This window comes from Rhodococcus sp. YH3-3 (genome assembly GCF_001653035.1).
In the GTDB taxonomy this organism is placed as follows: domain Bacteria; phylum Actinomycetota; class Actinomycetes; order Mycobacteriales; family Mycobacteriaceae; genus Rhodococcus_F; species Rhodococcus_F qingshengii.
In genome coordinates, this window is the sequence record NZ_BCWH01000002.1 from 1,295,822 (window position 1) to 1,314,746 (window position 18,925).

An 18,925-nucleotide genomic window follows, 5' to 3' on the forward strand; every position below is an offset into this window, starting at 1 on the left:
GGCGTGAGCTTTCCGGTCATTATCCCTGCCACTCTGCGTTCAGTCGGCGCGCAGATTCCAGAGTTGCGATGGCCTCTTCGGTGTCAACTCGTGCGAGTACCAATGCACTTACCGTGCAGGAGAGAAGGATTCGAGTGCGATCTGAGAGCGTGGCGTCTGTCTCGGTTGGAAACGCGGCGTGTAATCCACTGTTGATCGCGTCGGCGAGCTCTCGGCGGTAAGCGCGGATCACTGCGGCCACCGCATCGTCGTGCGCGCCGAGTCCGGCAGCCGTATTGAGAAGTAGGCAACCGCGCCGAGGTGAGTCGGCGGTCATGGTGCCGATCGCGTGCGCAAGCGAGGAAAGGTAGTCGTCGACGGCGTCTGCCCCGGGATTTGTCGTGAGGCTGCGCAGACGTGGCCGGATGACATGGTCGAGGTACAGCTGCACGGCGGCGTCGAACAATCCGCGCTTGTTGGTGAACGAGTTGTAGAGACTTGACCGACTCAGCCCCGTCGCGGATTCGAGGTCGCCGAGTGAGGCACCTTCGTATCCGCGTGCCCAGAAAACGTCCAAAGCGGCAGCGACCACGGCTGTTGTGTCGAATTCTTGTGATCTGCCCATCAAAGCCTCGCTCTTTCTGTATCGTTCGGTCCAGTATATATTGGACCGAACGATACAGAATTCACTCGAAGCAACAGGAGTTCACCGATGAATGTCGCCGGCTACATCTTCGCGGGACTGGCCGCAGCAGTGCACGTGTACATTTTTGTCCTCGAATCGATTCTCTGGACGGCCCCGAAGACCCGCGCCACGTTCGGCGTGAAGTCCGAGGAAGAGGCGATCGCCACGCAGCCGCTCGCCTTCAACCAGGGCTTTTACAACCTTTTCTTGGCGATCGTGTCGGCGGTCGGCATCGTGATTGCGGCGACAGGCTCCGCGTCGGTCGGAATTGCCCTCGTCCTGGCAGGCGCAGGATCGATGGTTGCCGCGGGATTGGTGCTGATTCTCTCGTCTCCCGACAAAGCCCGCGCAGCCGTCGTGCAGATGCTTTTCCCAGCTATTGCCGTTGTTCTGCTGGTAATCCACCTGCTTTGAGTGGTCTCTATCCGCCGCCGAGCACCAGTGATTCGATCAACGCAAAAGCACCGTTGAGTGCTCCGCAATCGAAGGCTTCGGCCAGGGCGTAACCGATGACAAGTTCGTCGGTGCTCGGCGTACTCGACCAGACTGCGTCGGTCTGTCTGGGATCGGATTCCTCGTTCTTGGAGAAGTGCCCGATCCGCAATCCGTCGCGGGTGAATGCACTGTTCGCGTCGTCGACTGGGGCGAAGTTCAAACTCACGCCGTAGACGAGTGCCGAGACAGAGTACGAGCGACGGGACAGAAACCCTTTGCCGACAGTGAGTTCGACTTCGTCGCCACCGACAGTGAAGAACAAGTCGGCGGCGGCGCGCGTTCCGATGGGTGTGCCTTCACGGCGCGGGGCATCGACTCGACGCGTCAACAGAGCGTGTGAGTTGCCGTTTCGGACGTCGACGACCCCCGTGTCGACATCGAACGAGATCTCGACTTTTCCGTGAATCGGGTCCATTACGGCGTATTTGACCGTCACTGTGCCTACCCCCTGTAAGTGTGAACTCGGGTCAATAATACGTGGTGGGAGCGTTGCCCAGTATGCCCGAATCCAAAAAAATAGTGCCGAATGACGCGCGTTTGCGGCCAAATGCTTCTACGCTGGGTCTTGGGTTTGTTGCGCATCCCACAACGGTTTTTCCCACACCAGACGAGGAGCGCCTATGAGGTTGTCGACTACTTGTTCTGTTGCTACGAAGGCTTGATCAAGCCGGAATTGCCTCTGCCGGATGGTGCTCGAGACCCATCCGGCAGAGGCAATTCTGCATCAGTTCGGGCCTTCAGCCGCCGGCGAATTTTTCCGAGGTGCCGAGATCGATCGGCAACGCGATGCCGGTGATCCCGCGCCCGGCCGGCCCCACCAGATAGAACACCGCATCCGCAATCACTTCGGGGTCGACCCACGGGTGGGGCAGCAGATTCAGCTTCGACATGATCGGAGCGGTATCGGCGAGGACAGGATTCTCCAAGTCTGGACGGAACGCACGAACCATCGGTTCGTTGTCGATCATCGTCGTTCGCACATTGCCCGGGTGTACGGAGTTGACTCGGATGTCTGCCCAGCCGAGTTCGTTGGCCAGAGACTTCGCCAACCCCCGAACGGCGTGCTTGGACGCGGAGTAATGTGCAATCCCCGGCACGCCTCGAAGCCCGGCCATCGAGCTGATCAACACAATGGATCCACCTCGATTGCCGTTCATGATGTGCGGAATCGACACCTTGGTCGTCAACCAGACGCCGGTGACGTTGATGTCCATCAGCTCGCGGAACTCTTCGGCGCTCAGGTCCCAGGACAATTTCGCCGACGCCGCGATTCCCGCGTTGGCGATCACGATGTCCAGTCGGCCGAGTTTCTCGACTCCGGCGTCGACCGCTGATTTCAGGGCATCGAGGTCGCGAGTGTCCGCGACGGATGCGACGATACGCCGGCCCTGAGCTTCGACCAGGGCGACGGTCTGGGCGAGGTCGGCTTCGGTGGCCATGTCGTACCCCGCCGTTGCGACCGGCGCGCAGAGATCCACCGCGATGATGTCCGCGCCCTCGGACGCGAGCTTGACGGCATGCGCGCGCCCTTGACCACGCGCCGCTCCGGTGATGAATGCGACCTGACCGTCCAAATTGCCCATCGAACTTCCCCTGTCCGTGTGAATCGCCGAAACTGGAACGTGTTCATACTGCTACGTCCGGAGGCAGAGGGACAGGGGAATTCGCTGAATCCTTATCCGCGAAGGAGTTTGGACAACTCGTCCAATACGCTCGCGTCCTCGATGGTCGACGGGACCGTGTACTCCTCGTTGTCGGCGATCTGCCGCATGGTCTTGCGGAGGATCTTGCCGGAACGAGTCTTCGGTAGTGCGGCGACGACGGTGACGTCCCGGAACGTGGCGACGGCACCGATCTGGTCTCGCACCCGCGCGACCAGTTCTTGTCGGAGTGTTTCGGGATCGATGTCGACGCCGGACTTGAGCACGACATAACCGCTCGGCCGTTGCCCCTTGAGTTCGTCGTGAATGCCGATGACCGCGCATTCGGCGACAGCCGGGTGGCCGGCGACGACGGCCTCCATGCTTCCGGTCGAAAGGCGATGTCCGGCAACATTGATCACGTCGTCACTTCGTCCGAGCACGAAGACGTAGTTGTCCTCGTCGATGTACCCGGAGTCGCCGGTGAGGTAATAGCCTTCGAAAGTCGACAGGTAGGACTTCACGTACCGGTCCTCGTCACGCCACAGTCCGGCGAGTGTTCCGGGAGGAAGCGGCAGGCCGATCACGATGTTGCCCTCGGTGCCCGGACCCACGAGTTCGCCCTTGCCGTCGACGATTTCGACGCGGTATCCGGGGCAGGCGACGGTGGGTGAGCCTGCTTTGATCTCCATCGGTTCGAGGCCGCGCAGGTTCGCGCAGATGGCCCAACCGGTTTCGGTCTGCCACCAGTGATCGACCACCGGGCGATCGAGAATCCGAGTAGCCCACTCGTAGGTGTCGGGATCCAAGCGCTCGCCGGCCGCGAACAGTGTGTCGAGCGACGAGATGTCGTACTTGGCAAGCTCTTTTGCGTCCGGGTCGGCCTTGCGGACCGCGCGGATCGCTGTCGGAGCGGTGAAGAGTGCCGACACGTTGTATTCGGAAATGATGCGCCAGAACGCACCGGCGTCGGGGGTGCCGACGGGCTTGCCTTCGTACATGACCGTCGTGGCTCCGGCGAGCAACGGTCCGTAGACGATGTAGGAGTGGCCGACCACCCAGCCGACGTCGGAGGCGGTCCACCACACCTGTCCTGGGCTGATGTCGTACAGATTCTTCATGGTCCACGTCAGCGCAACGGCATGGCCACCGTTGTCCCGGACGACGCCCTTGGGCTTACCGGTCGTTCCCGAGGTGTAGAGAATGTAGAGCGGATCCGTCGCGGCGACCGACACCGGGTCGGCCGGGGTGGCGTCGGCGATCAGCTCGTCCCAGTCGAACCAGGCTGCGGCACTTGACTTGTAGTCGGAAGCTGCACCGGGAATCTGCTCGCGATTCTTCACGATCACGGTGTGCGCGGGAGTGGCGGACAGTTGCAGAGCCTTCTCGACCATCGGCAGGTACTCGATTGTTCGTCCGGGTTCGAGGCCGCCGGACGCCGTCACGAGCACCACTGGACCGGCGTCGTCGATACGGGTTGCGAGCTCCTTGGCCGCAAAGCCGCCGAACACCACCGAATGCACCGCGCCGATTCGCGAACACGCGAGCATCGCGATCGCAGCCTCGGGGATCATCGGCATGTAGATGATCACGCGGTCGCCCGCCACCACACCCTGATCTTTCAAGACGCCGGCGAAGAGTGAGACCTGCTCGAGCAATTCGGCGTAGGTGTACGTGGCCTTGGTGGGGACCATCGCGGAGTCGAAGATCAACGCGGTCTGATCGCCGCGGCCGTCGCGGACGTGCCGATCGAGGGCATTGAAGCTGGTGTTGAGCGAAGCATCCGGGAACCAGCGATAGATCGGCGCGGCAGAGTCGTCGAGAGCCTTGGTGGGCGCGACATCCCAGTCGACGGCCCGCGCAGCGTCGAGCCAGAACTTCTCCGGCTGATCCATGCTCTCGCGATATGCGTCGGCATACGTGGTGTGGGACGCCTGCTCGGAAGAGCTCATCGACGTGTGTCCTCTCGTGAACTTCGCTTACCGGTGACCTGAAACACCTTAGGTCACCGTCAGTGCGGTGCGCCTCAGTAGCGGTGGGGGTACCGTCCCTTTGCGCCGGGCGGGCCTGTCCCGTCGGCCAGTGGCGCGCAGGGGTGGGATAGGGCAGGGACTGAAAGGGGGGATCGATGTGACAGGTGCAGCGCAACGCGCAGGCTTCTGGGGAGTCCTCGCTCTGCGTGACTTCCGACTTCTGTGGACCGGCGACGCAGTCAGCGGTATCGGAAACGGTGTCACGACCGTCGTACTGCCGCTGATCGCGCTTCGCGAACTGGACGCGAGTAGCTTCCAGATCGGTGTGCTGGCATCAGCAGTGTGGTTGCCGTGGTTGATCGTCGGACTACCAGCCGGTGCCTGGATCGACCGGCTGCCTCGGCGCCCGATCATGATGATCGCGAACGCTGCGTGCGCGCTGTTCTTCGCGAGCCTCGCGATCGCCGGCTTCCTGGAGGCGATGACATACGGCCACCTGCTCCTGGTCGCGCTGCTCACCGGTACAGCCACCGTCTTCTTCCAGGCGGCCTATCACTCGTATCTCCCCACGGTGCTCGCCGAAGCGGATCTTGTCGAAGGGAACTCGAAGATTCAGGGCGCCGAGGCCGCAACTCGGGTGATCGGCCCAAGCGTCGGTGGGCTGGTGGTTGCAACTGTCGGGCTCGCGGCCGGTCTGGTTGTCGACGCGTTCACGTTCGCCTTCTGCTTCGTATGCATCTGGCTGATTCGTGTGCAGGAGACCGTCCATCGCGGACAGAATCAGCGAGAACCGTTGCGACGGCAGATTGCGCTCGGACTGCGATTCGTCGCCGGTGATCCGTATCTGCGGTCGATCGTCGTCTACGGCACTCTGCTCAATTTCGGTCTCACCGGGTACTCCACGATCCAGATCGTGTTCCTGGAAAAGACGGTTGGCGTGGGGGAGTTCGGACTCGGGCTTCTCCTGGCGATTGCCGGGGTGGGCGGAATTGTCGGATCGATGATCGCGCGCCCGCTCGGCCGCAGATTCGGCACTGCCCGAAGCGTTCTCATCTGTCAGTTGGTGACGGGACCGTTCATCCTGTTAGCACCTCTGACGACGTACGGTGCCGGCCTGTTCTGGTTCTGCATCGGCGGCATGGTGATGGTTGCGGGCGTCGTGTCGTGCAACGTGGTGCTCGGCAGTTTCCGTCAAAGTTACTGTCCGCCGGACCGCCTCGGACGAGTGGTGGCAACGAGTATGTTCCTGCTGCACAGCAGCATTCCGCTCGGTGCTCTGACGGCAGGCTACCTCGGCGACGCAGTGGGACCGCGCGGGACGATGTGGATCATGGCCTGCCTGATCGCGCCGTGCGGATTGGTCTTGCTCTTCAGCCCCCTCCGCGGAATCCGCGATCTACCGAGTCGGCCGGCGATCTCAGTGCGGTAGAGAATCGCTGCGGTAGGGGATTACTGCGGTAGAGCCGCGGCGGCCTCTTCGCTTCGAATCGCGATGCGAAGTGTCGCGAGCATGAACAGTGACACTGCGAAACCGAAAAGCGCGCCGAACTGGTCCTGCGTGAACAGATAAACCTGCGTCACCAGGAGGCTCACGATGAGGGATGCACGCAGGAGCCTTAATGCTCGCAGGTACGGACCTCGGAAGAGGAACCACACTCCCAGAACCACAAGAACTCCGGTTGTGACGGTGGAGATCTGGACCACCAGGTCGGAGACGTCGTCGGCCTCGACGACGTTCTCGGAAACCAACGCGTAGATCACCTGGACAATCGCCAGAAGAGCCTGCAGTACGAACAGGGTCAGAACCAGTCGGCGGACGACCCGGTGCCGGAGCAGTTCCTCAGCACGGTGGAAGAACGCGTTGCGGCCACGAGTGATCTTCGATTCGATACCGCCGGTCGGCGGAGTCTGTGAATGCAGGCCGGCCTTGATCGAATCGACGAGGTCGGTGAGGCTGCGGTCTTCGACGCCGTCGAGTACGCGGAGGGCGTGGTTGTACTGGATCTCGTCGAGCTGACCGAGAGCGAGGTCCGAGAGCGCTCGCGCCCCGATGGCGAGCCGATGACGATCATTCATTCCGCGCCGAATCACCACCTCGCGCGCGGCAAGATAGAAGAGAACGAAGACGACGTACATGATCGCGATGGCAGGCTGGTAGAAGTAATCGACGTCGGCGGTGACGAATTTTCCGACCTCGTCAATGAAGAGACCGAACCCGATTCCGCCGACGAGCGTGGCCAGGTCACGCGTGCGAGAACCTTCGGTGATGGCGGTCGCCACGATGGCGACGGCCATCAGCAATCCGCCCCAGAGAACGTGTGCGATGTGGAGGGCGCCGCCCCCGATCTGGGGATAGCCCGTTGCCGCCAGATAAGCGCGGGTGATCAGCACGGTGGCGATGCCCGCGAACAGGAACAATTCGAAACGAGCGAGTGCCGCGCGGTCGTAACTGTGCGGCAGCGTCAGCGCATTCCGGTCCTTCGTCGTCATTGCGGAACTCCCAGGTTTCGATAGCGCGCGATACGGGAGGACTGGCGATCGGTGTCCGACTCTTCGGCGAGCACGAAGAGTTCGTGCGCTATCGCAGCCCCTACCCTCTTGGAGAATTCCACGGGTTCATCGGCCGCGTCAGGCGTTTCGGGAATGATCGCGTCGACCACGCCGTCTCGAAGCAGATCCAACGAACGAATGCCCTGCGCTGCCGCCATCTCCGGTGCGTGACTGATGTCGCGATGGACGATCGCGCTTGCGCCTTCCGGTGGCAGGGGAGCGAGCCACCCGTTCTGTGCCGCGAGTACCCGATCGGCGGGCAGCAGCGCGAGAGCCCCACCGCCTGTTCCCTGGCCGAGCAACACCGACACTGTCGGGGTCTTCAGCGTCACGAGGTCGGCGATGCAACGGGCGATCTCAGGGGCCAGTCCACGTTCTTCAGCTTCTTTGGACAGCGACGCGCCCAATGTGTCGATCACTAGGACAAGCGGGAGTTGTAGTTCTTCGGCAAGTTTCATGCCCCGTCGCGCTTCCCTGAGCGCGGCCGGTCCCATCGTGGTGAGCGCGGATTGGCCACTGCGGTCCTGGCCGAGCAGGATGCACGGAAAGCCCCGGAAGCGGGCGAGCGAGAGCAAGATCGTCTTGTCGGTTTCACCCTGCCCGGTGCCGCTGAGCGGTACCTGTTCAGTTGCGGCATGGCGGAGCAACTGCCGGATGCCGGGTCGATCGGCCCGGCGCGAGAGCATCACCGACTGCCAGGCGGGAACATCGGGAATCTCGGGTGAGGGAATCGGGTCCGTGGCCGCCGGGGACGGGGGATCGGTGAGCACGCACAACGCTCGGTTGACCAGCAGACGGAGGCGGTCGACGGGGACGACGCCGTCGATAACGCCGTTGCGATACAAGTTTTCGGACGTCTGGATACCGTCGGGAAACTTTTCGCCGTACAGGGATTCGTAGACACGGGGTCCGAGGAATCCCACCAGAGCACCGGGTTCCGCGACGGTGATGTGGCCGAGGGATCCCCACGAGGCAAAGACCCCGCCGGTGGTGGGATTGCGCAGGTAAACCAGGTAGGGCAGGTGTGCCGCTTTGTGAACAGCCACTGCCGCAGCGATCTTCACCATCTGAACGAACGCCACGGTGCCCTCCTGCATCCGCGTTCCGCCGGAGGTTGGCGAGGCCAGCAGCGGGAGTTGTTCTGCCGTAGCACGTTCGACGGCGGTCACGATCCGCTCGGCCGCAGCGACTCCGATGGAACCGGCGAGAAAGCTGAATTCACAGGCAATTACCGCGACCCGACGTCCCCGAACGGTACCGACACCGGTGACGACGGACTCGTCAACTCCGCTCTTCTCGCGGGCCTTCGCCAGGTCTTCCGCGTATTTCGCGCCAGGTCCGACGTCGACGGGCGGGGAGTCCCAGGAGACGAAGCTCTCGGGATCGAGTACCGCAGTGAGTAGTTCTTCGGCCGAGATTCGCACAACGTCCTCCAAGTAAGCAGCACCCCGTCCAGGATGAACCTACCTGGGCGGGGTGCTGCCGTGATCGTGTGGCGTCAGTTGTGCGCCGGATAAATCAGCGTCCGAACGCCTCTTTCCACGAAACGACCTTGCCGATGCGAAGGATGGAGCGCTGGTAGATCTTTGCCGCGATCATCGACAGCGCAGCAGTCACGACCAGCATCAGCAGAATCGTTCCCACGATCTGGAACGGAGAAGCAACACCGGCGGAAATGCGCAGGGGCATGAGGATTGCCGAGAACGGCGGAATCCAACTCAACACGTTGCTCAGGGTTCCTTCTGGATTGCTCACCGAAACGAAAGCCACGCTGACCATTGCCATGACGAGCAGCGCGAGAGGCATCGCGGTGGCGTTGACGTCCTCCTGTCGCGAGACCATGGACCCGGCCGCGGCGTACAGCACGGCGAAGAAGAGGAAGCCCAGAATGAACCACCCCAGTGTGCCGAACAGAACGCCGATTGCGGTGCCCGTCACGGTCAGGACGCCCGTCGCCAGTCCGGTGGCGACGCCCGCGACAGCGTAAGCGGCCATCTGCATCAAGCCGACAGCACCGATTCCGAGAACCTTGCCCCACAACAACTGCAGTGGACGGAGAGTGGAGAGCAGCAACTCGACGACACGGCTGGACTTCTCCTCGACGACGCCCATCGCCACGTACGTTCCGAACAGCAGGATCTGCATGTACAGGAGCACCACAGCAGCGATCGACATCGCTATACGTTGGCCCTGTTCGGGATCCGGGGGATCGATGGCATCGATGGTGACCACTGCGGTGGACGTGGCTTCGGCGAGCTGAGCCGGGTCGATCCCCGCAGCGGAAAGCGCATTCGATTGTGCCTGCTGTGCAACGGAACTCTCGATGACGGCCCGCAGATTCGTGGCTACTTCCTTCTTGGTCACGACAGTGACGCCGCCGCCCGATCCAGCGATCACGGCCACGTCGAGGTCGCCGTCCTTGACTTGATCACGCGCGGTGCCGTCGTCGGAAACCTCCGTTACCGTCACCGGATTTCCGAGGGTGTCGCCGATGGACACCATCGTGGCACTGAGTGATTGGTTGCCGACCAAGCCGATCTTCGACTTGTCCTCGTCGCCGCCGGAGAAGAGCGAGAAGGCGATGATGCCGCCGATGATCGCGACCAGAATGATGACGTTGCTGATCACAAAACTCTTCTTCGAGATCTGCGTCATGAATTCGCGTCGGGCGACCAACCCGATGGCTCGACCTCCGCTCAACTGGTTGCTCATGCGGCTACTACCTCTCGGAACAGATCGGTCAGTGACGGACGTCGTAGCGTGAACTCGTGCACCGGTCCGGTTTTCAATGCTGCGTGCAGGATCTGCTGATCGTCGGCCGTGCCGTCGACGCTCAGGAGCGTTCGGCCGTCGAGGTGGCTCAGTGTGGTGACACCGATCAGATGGTGTGCCCAACCGACCGGCGCGTCAGGGGCGAAGACTTCGATTCGGCCGTCACCCTTGCCTCGTAGCTCGTCGACGGTTCCGATCTCTCGCATGCTGCCGCGGCTGATGATGCCCACGCGATCGCACAAGCGCTCCACCAGATCCAGCTGATGGCTGGAGAAGATTACGGGAACACCGGTGCGAGCCTTCTCGACCAACACGTCACTCATGACATCGACCGCTACGGGGTCAAGGCCCGAAAACGGTTCGTCCAGAACAAGTACCGATGGGTCGTGAACCAGCGCCGCCGCGAGCTGCACACGTTGCTGATTACCGAGGGACAGGGAATCGACGGTGTCCTTGACGCGTTCGGCGATGCCCAGACGTTCGGTCCACCGCTCAGTGGCCGCGTGCGCGTCGGCCTTCGAGAGTCCGTGTAGCTCGGCCAGATAGGAAAGTTGCGCTCCCACCTTCATCTTGGGGTAGAGGCCGCGTTCCTCCGGCATGTATCCGATAGTGCGACGCACGTCGAGGTCGACGGGTTTGCCGCCGAGGCGAACTTCTCCCGAATCTGCTCCGAGCACACCCAGCGCAATGCGCATCGTGGTCGTCTTGCCGGCGCCGTTGCTGCCGACGAATCCGAAGATCTCGCCTGGACGCACTTCGAAACTCAGGTTGTCGAGTGCGACGACGTCGCCGTAGCGTTTCGAGATGCCGTCGATCGTGAGGGTGGCTGACATGGGTCCTTCCCATCGGTCGAGTGGTGCGCTTCGGTAATACGGGTCAGAGATCGAACTCTTCCGAATCAATCGGATCCGGGTCTGGATTGGTCCACGAGAGAATCATCGCGGGCGTGCACGCGCCGATCAGCATTGCAGTCAGTGCCAATAAACCTCCCGTGTAAGGCAGCCTCTCTACATTCCACTGCACCGACGAGGTGAAAATGAGGAAAATGGCGACAATGAAGACCAACGTTTGGGTCACGCTGAGCCCGACGGAGCGAGCGTCGTTGCGTTGCTGGATCTCCCATTCGTCCAACGCCTGCCGCGGAGCATCCCCTTGCCGGCCCGACACGATTTGAAGTGAGGACCACGTCGGCAGGAACAGCAGGGTGAGGACCGGCCATGCCACGGCGAAGAGCGGATTGAACAGGCATGCTGTGCTGACGGCAACCATCGTGGTGAACAGGACCGCCAGGGCGACGACGAGTACGCGCCGACGTCGACGGGTTCGCCAATTCGGGAGCCAATGTCGGAACGTCTCCTCGTTCTGCAGGAACCGCCGAGTGCGGTGGGCCTGGTAGCGGTCGATCAGATTTGATTCAGGCACTTGGCTTTTCACTCCCCTCGGTAGTGCGGTCAGATCGGTAGACCTCCGTCGACGGTGCATTCCGGTAGACCTCCGTCGACAGCGGCCCGAACTCCGTCCGGGAGAACACCGCCTCCACCGGGAGGTCGAACACCCAGCAGATTCGGAATGCAAGATCCAGGCTGGGGTAGTGGTCACCGCGTTCGAGTGCCCCCACCGTCTGCGGATTCACGTCGACGAGTTGCGCAAGCTGTGCCCGGCTCATCTTCCGCTCGGCGCGAAGCACTCCGATGCGATTGAAGATGGGGAGCGCGTCTCCCCGCCGGACTGGGCTCATGCATCAAAGTGTTGTAAAAACCCAACAGTTTGTCAACACGAACCGCGATTGTTCGGCTTCTGGGGCGTGCCGGCGGATAAGGTTCGGGCAACGGAAGGGGCTTGGCATAGTGGTCGAACAGTTGGTGCTCGAAAAGTCCGGCCTGGTCGTGCAGGTGCGCGAGGATGGTAGCTACTGCGTGGGACCGCAAGGGCGCGACGCGGTCTGGCGCGATCCGATGGAGAAGGGTGCAGTCATCGGTATCGGGCAGCACACTCCGGGGGATGTGGAAGGCGAATCGTGGTGGGTCGTGTACGGCCAGTCGGACATCGGGGCGGACGTCACCGTTCGACTCGAGGACGGGTCGCACGTGCCGGTTTCGCGCCTCGGTGAGATCTTCGCCAGTGAATGGTTGAGTACCCCGCAGCAGGCGTTGCTGTACCGGTCCGATCGCCCGGTGGAGTCGCAGCCCACTAAACTGTCTGTGCTGTTCGCCAGGCCGAAGTTCATGCCCAAGGCGGCGTTTCCGGAGAATGATCGCTTGTAGTTGCAGCGAGCTGCCGTCGGGAGGCTGGCAGCCATCTTCTCGAAACATTACGGTACGTACTGTACTGTTTTGGAATGATAGCTTGGCCGAACGACCTCGCAGTAGTGCAAGTGCGCGTAGCGCGACCCACCGACAGGCTCGACGACGTGATTACGTTCTATCGCGACTGTCTGGGATTGCCAGAGCTCTACCGGTTCTCCGGTCATGCCGGGTACGACGGAATCATGCTGGGTCTGCCGGATTCGAACTATCACCTCGAATTCACGACCCACGAAGACGGAAGCCCGTGCCCGGCGCCGACGCAGGACAACCTGTTGGTGCTCTACTTCGCCGGCGAGTCGGCGATGTACGAGGTAGTTCAGAGGTTGGGGGAAGCAGGGCACGAACCCGTTGGCGCCGAGAATCCGTACTGGGAGGAGAATGCGGGGATGACTTTCGAAGATCCCGACGGCTGGCGTCTGGTGCTCATGCCGCGGCCGGTGCTGTAGATGGTGCGCGCCCGCGACGAGCGGATCGACGACGCCGTTCTGGCGGCAACCCTGGAGTTGTTGGGGGAGAACGGATATGCGGAGCTGTCGATCGGTTCGGTGGCGACGAGAGCGGGCGTGCATCGACCCGCCATCTACCGGAGATGGCCGTCGAAGCGGCATCTGGTGGTCGACGTTGTCGTGGCGCACATCGGCACTGATCCAACGCCGGACACCGGCGATCTCAGGGCAGACCTGGTCGCCGGCATCACGACATTGGTTGTGGGGCTGAGCGAAACGGTAGTCGGTCGGATCCTGCCCGCGTTGGTCGCGGATCTGGCGGCGGACCCGGAATTGGCGCGGGATTTCCAGTCGGCATTCTTTCAGCCTCGACGCGATTCCACTGCGGCAGTGCTGGAATCGGCGCGCCTACGCGGCGACATACGGAGCGACTTCGACCTGGACTTCGTCCTGGACGCGCTGGCGTCGCCGATCTATTACCGAGCGTTGTTCCGTCACTTACCGCTGGACGCGCTCCTGGCCGAGCAGTCCGTCGATTCTGTGCTGCTGACGTTGACTCCCCACGAAAATTCTTGAAGCCGTTTCGATTCAGTTCAATTCGACTGGATCGGGTCCGACACGGCTGTCGGTGTTCAGCGCTGCGATTGCAGCTGACTCGTCGGCATCGAGTGCGAAGTCGAAGATTGCGGCGTTGTCGCGCATGCGGGCAGGCGTGACCGACTTCGACAGAACGGTGTGGCCCTGTTCGAGATGCCAACGCAGAATGATCTGTGCCGGGCTCTTGCCGTGTGCTGCAGCAATTTTCCCGATGGCCGGGTCGTCCAGGATGGTTCCCTGTCCCAATGGGCTCCAAGCCTCGATTTCGATGCCGCGACTTCGCGCGTACTCCCGTGACGCGTGCTGTTGCAGTCTGGGGTGCAATTCGATCTGGTTGACGGCCGGGGTGATCGAGCTGTGCTCGGCCAGCAGTTCGAGATGCTCGGGCAGGAAGTTGGACACACCGATCGCCCGGGTGCGGCCGGAGGCGAGAATTTGCTCGAATGCCGCCCAGGTCTCGACGAACAGGCCCTTTGCCGGCGCGGGCCAGTGAATCAGATAGAGGTCGACGTAGTCGAGTCCGAGCTTGTCGAGGCTGGTGTCGAAAGCGGCGAGTGTTCGGTCGTGGCCCTGATCGTCATTCCACAGCTTGGTGGTGACGAACAGCTCTGACCTAGGGATATCCGAACCTGCGATGGCGCGGCCGACCCCGGCTTCATTTCCGTAGATCGCGGCCGTGTCGATGTGGCGGTAGCCGATCTCGAGAGCTGCGGCAGTGACCTCTTCGGTCTGTGCGTCCGGTACCTGGAAAACGCCGTACCCGAGTTGCGGGATGGTGATCGGCTCGCCGGTGGTTCCGTGAGTCAGTGTGCGGTCGGGGATCGACAACATTGAAGAGTGCCTTTCGGGACTGGGATGTGGCAGCTCGACGGGGGATCATGTCATCCGCGGGCCACCTATGCCGCGCATGCAACTATTGCGTGCGCCTGATAAATAGTTGCACACGCGGGTTGTCTGCGCAAGCAGAGTCGATCGGCTACTCCTCGAAGAGCTGTCCGTTCTCCATTCGCCACCGGCGCGTGCTTCGGGTGGACTGCAGCATGCGTCGATCGTGAGTGACCAGAAGGAGGGTTCCCTCGAACGACTCCATTGCCTGCTCGAGCTGTTCGATCGCCGGAAGGTCGAGATGGTTCGTCGGCTCGTCCAGTACCAGTAGGTTCACGCCGCGAGCCTGGAGCAAAGCAAGTGCAGCCCTTGTTCTCTCGCCGGGGGACAGGGAAGCGGCAGATCTGAGTACGTGGTGTCCGCGCAGGCCGAACTTGGCGAGGAGAGTGCGGACATCGGCATCGGGCCAGTCCGGAACCTGCGCACCGAAGGCCTCCACGACTGGTTGATCACCTTCGAACAATCCACGCGCCTGATCGATCTCACCGATCGCGACACCGGAACCCAGCGACGCGATGCCCTCGTCCGGGACGAGTTTGCCGAGCAGGACGTTCAGGAGGGTGGTCTTGCCTGCCCCGTTCGCGCCCGTGACGAGAATCCGATCGCCCCAGTCGATCTGCGTCGTGACCGGACCGAACGTGAACTGACCGCGAGTTACCTTGGCGCCGTTCGTGGTTGCGACAACGGAACCGGACCGCGGCGCCGCCGCGATCTCCATGCGAAGTTCCCACTCCTTGCGCGGTTCCTCGACGACTTCGAGTCGCTCGATGCGGCGTTGAGTCTGGCGGGCCTTCGCGGCTTGCTTCTCCGTCGACTCGGTCCGCAATCCGCGTCCGATCTTGTCGTTGTCCTTGGCTTTACGACGCGCGTTGCGGACGCCGTGTTCCATCCAGTTGCGCTGCATCTGTGCGCGATCTTCGAGATCGGAGCGGGTGCCTGCGTATTCCTCGAACGCCTCGCGTGCGTGCTGGCGGGCGATCTCGCGTTCGGCGAGGTACGACTCGTAGCCGCCGTCGTACACGGCGATGTCCTGTTGTGCCAGATCGAGTTCCACGATTCCGGTGACGGTGCGCGAGAGGAACTCGCGATCGTGGCTCACGACAACCAGTGCTGCGCGCGTCTCGGCGACAAATCGCTCCAACTGCTCGAGACCGCGTAGGTCGAGATCGTTGGTGGGCTCGTCCAACAAGAGAATGTCGTAGCGCGAAAGCAACAGTGACGCGAGGCCGGCGCGCGCGGCCTGACCGCCGGACAATGCCGTCATATGTGCATCGAGTGGAACTCCGAGACCGAGTTCTTCGACCACCTTCTCGGCGCGCTCGAGCAGGTCGGCGCCGCCGAGAGCGAGCCAGCGTTCCAGTGCCGGGGAGTACAGATCCTCTTCGGCTTCGGCCAGGGTTTCGGCTGCGGCGTTCATGACTTCCTCGGCGTGGGCGACGCCGGTGCGGCGGCCGAGGAACTCGAGGACGGTCTCACCCTCGATGCGATCGGGTTCCTGCGCGAGGTAACCGACCGCAGCATCCGGCGGGCTGAGGATGATCGAACCTTCGACGTCGGCAGTTCCGATTCCGGCCAGTGCGGTGAGAAGCGTCGACTTGCCGGCGCCGTTCGCGCCGACGAGGCCGATGACGTCGCCGGGGGCAACGGTGAGGTCGAGGTCGGAGAACAGGGTGCGTTCTCCCCGGGAAGCAGAGAGGCCGCTGATGCGCAGTGTTGCAGTCACCTGAGAAGTATCCCCGGTGCTGTGCGCCTTTATTAACCGCGGGCGGTTAATAAAGGCGCACAGCAGTCAGCCACGGACCAGGTGATACCAGCACGGATGTGCCGCACGGACCGGAAGTGGCGATTCACTCACGTCCGCGGCCATGCTCGAGGCCATCGACCAACCGTCGAATGCACGCATGACGTCCTCCTCCGAGACGCCGTGTGGCATCGGCCAACGGTGCCCCGGTCCGAATGCGAACATCACCATGGACGCTCCCGGTGCGGTGATCGCATTTACGGATCTCCCGTAGTCCCGCCGTTGATGATCGGTGAGCCCGTGAAAACAGCCGATGTCGAGCACCAGCAGGTGCCCGCCGTCGACAGCGATGTGCAGGTCTGCCGCGTCCTCGTGGAGGAACCGGACGTCGACGTGTGCTTCACGCGCGTGTATGCGCGCTTTGTCCAGCGGTTCCTGTTCGGCGTCGACGCCGGTGACGTGCCACCCGCGTTGCGCCAGCTCGATGGAATGGCGTCCGGTGCCGCAACCGATATCGAGTGCACGGCCACCTTCCGGGACGGGAATCGCATCCAGAAGGCCGGACAGTTGAGCGTCGAACCCGTGCCCGGTGTGCTCCCACGGAGTGACGCCGACCTTGTAGGCGAGACGATATGAAAGATTCATCGCTCTCTCTTTTCTCGAGGCGATTCCAATACTTGTCTTCCAAGGTAGACCGGCATTTCGGGCGGTACAAGGGCACTGCCCGGAGGTTCGGCGGGGAATGCCTCCCGGCCCTCGCGCGTTGGATCCATATATGACCGAGACCAACGATGTGACCTCTGTACCGACCATTGTTCTGAACGACGGTAAGACGATCCCCGCACTCGGATTCGGTGTGTTCCAGGTTCCGGACGACGAGACGCAGGAGGCCGTCTCCACAGCCCTGAAGACCGGCTACCGCAGTATCGACACCGCCAAGATCTACGGCAACGAGGTGGGCGTCGGCCGCGCGATCGCCGAATCCGGCATCGCCCGCGAAGACCTTTACATCACGACAAAACTGTGGAACGACGATCAGGGCTACGACTCGACGCTTGCGGCATTCGACGCCAGCCTCGACAAGTTGGGTCTCGAGTACCTCGACCTGTACCTGATCCACTGGCCGGTTCCGTCCAAGGACCTGTACGTCGAGACGTTCAAGGCATTCCAGAAGCTCAAGGCCGACGGACGGGTTCGATCCATCGGCGTCTCCAACTTCACCATCGAGAACCTCGAGCGCGTCATCGGCGAAACCGGTGAGGTGCCGGTCCTCAATCAGATCGAGCTTCACCCCAAGTTCAACCAGGCAGAACTGCGCGCCTTTCACACCGGCAAGGGAATCGCGACGGAAGCGTGGAGCCCGCTCGGACAGGGAACCGTTCTCGGCGACCCCGTCATCACCGCTATCGCCGACGCTCATGGCGTCACCGCGGCTCAGGTGATCATTCGCTGGCACCTGCAGATCGGAAACGTGGTGATTCCGAAGTCGGTGACCCCCGAACGTATCGCCGCCAACTTCGATGTCTTCGGATTCGAACTGACACCGGAACAGATCAACGCGATCGGTGCTCTCGACGACCCGGCCGGCCGCATCGGCCCCGACCCGGTCACGCTCGGCAGCTAGTACTTCCGGCAGACCCACAAACGGCACTCCCGCAATTGCGGGAGTGCCGTTTTGTCGTGCGAGGTCAGTTCAGGTGCGTGCGATGTTCTGCGGTGAATGCGATGTGCTCGTCCGCGCGTCCGGTGCGGAGCTTCTCGACCCACTCGGGATCGGCGAGCAGCGCGCGCCCGATGGCAACCATGTCGAATTCACCCCTCTCGTACTGAGCTTCGAGACGCTCCAGCCCGGTGACGGCAGATGCAGCGTCGCCGGTGAATGCCGTCGTGAACACGGAATCGAGTCCGACCGAACCGACGGTGATGGTCGGCAACCCGGTCAGCTTCTTCGTCCAACCGGCGAGGCCGAGTGTGCCGTCTTCACCGTCGAGTTCAGTGAATGCCGGTTCCCAATGACGCCTCGTGGACGGATGCAGAACGTCGACGCCGGCGTCGACCAGGGGAGTGAGGATGCGGCCGAGTTCTGCCGGGCTCTGGGCGATACGAGCGTCGTAATGGCCGGACTTCCACTGCGAGAATCGGTAGACGATCGCGAACTCGTCCCCGACGGCCTCTCGGATTGCGGCGACGACCTCGGCCGGGAAACGGGTGCGGGCCTCGAGTGATCCGCCGTATCCGTCGGTTCGGACATTGGTTCCCGCCCAGAGAAATTCGTCGAGCAGGTAGCCATGTGCTCCGTGCAACTCGAGACCGTCGAAGCCGGTGTTCTTCGCGTTGAGTGCGGCGTCGACCCACGACTGCTTCAAGTCGTCGAGGTCAGAGGTGGTGAATTCTCGTCCCAGGCGGGTGCCGTCCAGTGCCAGGCCGGAGGGGCTGACGGTTTCGACCTCGGGGTTCAGGCGCGAGTTCTCGCCGCGTTCGACTCCGAGGTGCCACAGCTGAGGAATGATCGATCCGCCTTCGGCGTGGACGGCGTCGACAACCGACTTCCAGCCACCCAGGCTCGAATCGCCGTAGATGCGCGGTACGCGGGTGTGCGGGCCGGCTGCCGGGTCCGGGATGTACGTGCCTTCGGTGATGATCAAGCCGACACCACCTGCTGCGCGACGACGGTAGTACTCGGCTACGTCGGCGCCGGGGATTCCGTCCGGCGAGAAGGCGCGCGTCATCGGGGCCATGGCGAAACGGTTACGCAACGAGAGTGATTTGACCTCGAAAGGCTCGAAGAGGCCGCGCAACGCGGAGGCCTCGGGTGCTGTCGATGTGTCGGGAAGAGTCACGGGTTTGTTCAACGCG

At 62.5% G+C, this 18,925-nt stretch carries 20 protein-coding genes; 6 read left to right on the plus strand and 14 right to left on the minus strand.

All coding sequences use genetic code 11. The features are described from left to right. Nucleotides 1–19: 19 nt before the first annotated feature. Complete coding sequence (locus tag YH3_RS18930; RefSeq protein WP_064443857.1) at nt 20–604, minus strand: TetR/AcrR family transcriptional regulator; 585 nt, start codon at nt 602–604, stop codon at nt 20–22. Between the two features lie 87 nt (nt 605–691). Here YH3_RS18930 and YH3_RS18935 point away from each other — a divergent pair, with 87 nt between their 5' ends. Then, nucleotides 692–1,078: a DUF1304 domain-containing protein gene (locus YH3_RS18935; protein ID WP_064443858.1), complete on the plus strand. Its 387-nt coding sequence runs from the start codon at nt 692–694 to the stop codon at nt 1,076–1,078. 7 nt (nt 1,079–1,085) lie between these two features. Here YH3_RS18935 and YH3_RS18940 read toward each other — a convergent pair whose 3' ends face one another. The 3 genes from YH3_RS18940 to YH3_RS18950 all read right to left on the minus strand — a co-directional run bounded on the left by YH3_RS18940 (nt 1,086) and on the right by YH3_RS18950 (nt 4,751). Then, nucleotides 1,086–1,595 carry a hypothetical protein gene (locus tag YH3_RS18940; RefSeq protein ID WP_228232225.1) on the minus strand — a complete coding sequence of 170 codons (510 nt, stop codon included), beginning with the start codon at nt 1,593–1,595 and terminating at the stop codon, nt 1,086–1,088. Between the two features lie 301 nt (nt 1,596–1,896). Then, entirely contained in the window at nt 1,897–2,742 is an 846-nt protein-coding gene (locus YH3_RS18945; RefSeq protein WP_020970454.1) for a mycofactocin-coupled SDR family oxidoreductase, read from the minus strand. Between the two features lie 92 nt (nt 2,743–2,834). Beyond that, nucleotides 2,835–4,751, minus strand: coding sequence for a propionyl-CoA synthetase (locus YH3_RS18950; RefSeq protein ID WP_064443859.1), 1,917 nt, complete (start codon nt 4,749–4,751; stop codon nt 2,835–2,837). A gap of 178 nt (nt 4,752–4,929) precedes the next feature. On the opposite strand from YH3_RS18950, the gene YH3_RS18955 reads away from it, so the two are divergent. Then, nucleotides 4,930–6,201 (plus strand): MFS transporter, encoded by a 1,272-nt coding sequence (locus tag YH3_RS18955; protein WP_064443860.1) that lies wholly within the window; start codon nt 4,930–4,932, stop codon nt 6,199–6,201. Nucleotides 6,202–6,221: 20 nt separating this feature from the next. On the opposite strand, the gene YH3_RS18960 is transcribed toward YH3_RS18955, so the two are convergent. The 6 genes from YH3_RS18960 to YH3_RS18985 form a co-directional block, all read right to left on the minus strand. Next, nucleotides 6,222–7,262: a hypothetical protein gene (locus tag YH3_RS18960; RefSeq protein ID WP_047270909.1), complete on the minus strand. Its 1,041-nt coding sequence runs from the start codon at nt 7,260–7,262 to the stop codon at nt 6,222–6,224. After that, nucleotides 7,259–8,746 (minus strand): carboxyl transferase domain-containing protein, encoded by a 1,488-nt coding sequence (locus tag YH3_RS18965; protein WP_064443861.1) that lies wholly within the window; start codon nt 8,744–8,746, stop codon nt 7,259–7,261. The genes YH3_RS18960 and YH3_RS18965 overlap by 4 nt, the downstream gene beginning before the upstream one ends. A gap of 94 nt (nt 8,747–8,840) precedes the next feature. Next, nucleotides 8,841–10,034 carry an ABC transporter permease gene (locus YH3_RS18970; RefSeq protein ID WP_007733417.1) on the minus strand — a complete coding sequence of 398 codons (1,194 nt, stop codon included), beginning with the start codon at nt 10,032–10,034 and terminating at the stop codon, nt 8,841–8,843. Continuing rightward, a complete protein-coding gene (locus YH3_RS18975; protein WP_003939757.1) occupies nt 10,031–10,927 on the minus strand; it encodes an ABC transporter ATP-binding protein in 897 nt (298 codons plus the stop codon). Before YH3_RS18975 ends, YH3_RS18970 begins: the two co-directional genes overlap by 4 nt. A 43-nt stretch (nt 10,928–10,970) precedes the next feature. Further along, a complete protein-coding gene (locus YH3_RS18980) occupies nt 10,971–11,516 on the minus strand; it encodes a hypothetical protein (RefSeq protein ID WP_003939943.1) in 546 nt (181 codons plus the stop codon). Beyond that, nucleotides 11,509–11,832 (minus strand): helix-turn-helix transcriptional regulator, encoded by a 324-nt coding sequence (locus YH3_RS18985; protein ID WP_003940147.1) that lies wholly within the window; start codon nt 11,830–11,832, stop codon nt 11,509–11,511. Before YH3_RS18985 ends, YH3_RS18980 begins: the two co-directional genes overlap by 8 nt. Before the next feature lie 109 nt (nt 11,833–11,941). On the opposite strand from YH3_RS18985, the gene YH3_RS18990 reads away from it, so the two are divergent. The 3 genes from YH3_RS18990 (at nt 11,942) to YH3_RS19000 (ending at nt 13,422) form a co-directional block, all read left to right on the plus strand. Continuing rightward, a complete protein-coding gene (locus tag YH3_RS18990) occupies nt 11,942–12,358 on the plus strand; it encodes a hypothetical protein (protein ID WP_230691721.1) in 417 nt (138 codons plus the stop codon). A 74-nt stretch (nt 12,359–12,432) separates the two neighbouring features. Then, on the plus strand, nt 12,433–12,846 hold the full coding sequence (locus YH3_RS18995) for a VOC family protein (RefSeq protein WP_064443862.1): 414 nt from the start codon (nt 12,433–12,435) through the stop codon (nt 12,844–12,846). After that, the gene (locus tag YH3_RS19000; protein ID WP_007733408.1) at nt 12,847–13,422 is read left to right on the plus strand and encodes a TetR/AcrR family transcriptional regulator; all 576 of its coding nucleotides are present in this window, start codon (nt 12,847–12,849) and stop codon (nt 13,420–13,422) included. Nucleotides 13,423–13,434: 12 nt separating this feature from the next. On the opposite strand, the gene YH3_RS19005 is transcribed toward YH3_RS19000, so the two are convergent. The 3 genes from YH3_RS19005 to YH3_RS19015 form a co-directional block, all read right to left on the minus strand. Then, nucleotides 13,435–14,274 (minus strand): aldo/keto reductase, encoded by an 840-nt coding sequence (locus YH3_RS19005; protein WP_058037842.1) that lies wholly within the window; start codon nt 14,272–14,274, stop codon nt 13,435–13,437. A gap of 145 nt (nt 14,275–14,419) precedes the next feature. Beyond that, complete coding sequence (locus YH3_RS19010; RefSeq protein WP_030535395.1) at nt 14,420–16,051, minus strand: ABC-F family ATP-binding cassette domain-containing protein; 1,632 nt, start codon at nt 16,049–16,051, stop codon at nt 14,420–14,422. Between the two features lie 66 nt (nt 16,052–16,117). Beyond that, nucleotides 16,118–16,714 (minus strand): class I SAM-dependent methyltransferase, encoded by a 597-nt coding sequence (locus YH3_RS19015; protein ID WP_054188857.1) that lies wholly within the window; start codon nt 16,712–16,714, stop codon nt 16,118–16,120. A gap of 130 nt (nt 16,715–16,844) precedes the next feature. Here YH3_RS19015 and YH3_RS19020 point away from each other — a divergent pair, with 130 nt between their 5' ends. Beyond that, nucleotides 16,845–17,693: an aldo/keto reductase gene (locus YH3_RS19020; protein WP_037128502.1), complete on the plus strand. Its 849-nt coding sequence runs from the start codon at nt 16,845–16,847 to the stop codon at nt 17,691–17,693. 64 nt (nt 17,694–17,757) lie between these two features. On the opposite strand, the gene YH3_RS19025 is transcribed toward YH3_RS19020, so the two are convergent. After that, on the minus strand, nt 17,758–18,909 hold the full coding sequence (locus tag YH3_RS19025) for an NADH:flavin oxidoreductase (protein WP_064443863.1): 1,152 nt from the start codon (nt 18,907–18,909) through the stop codon (nt 17,758–17,760). Between the last annotated feature and the right edge of the window lie 16 nt (nt 18,910–18,925).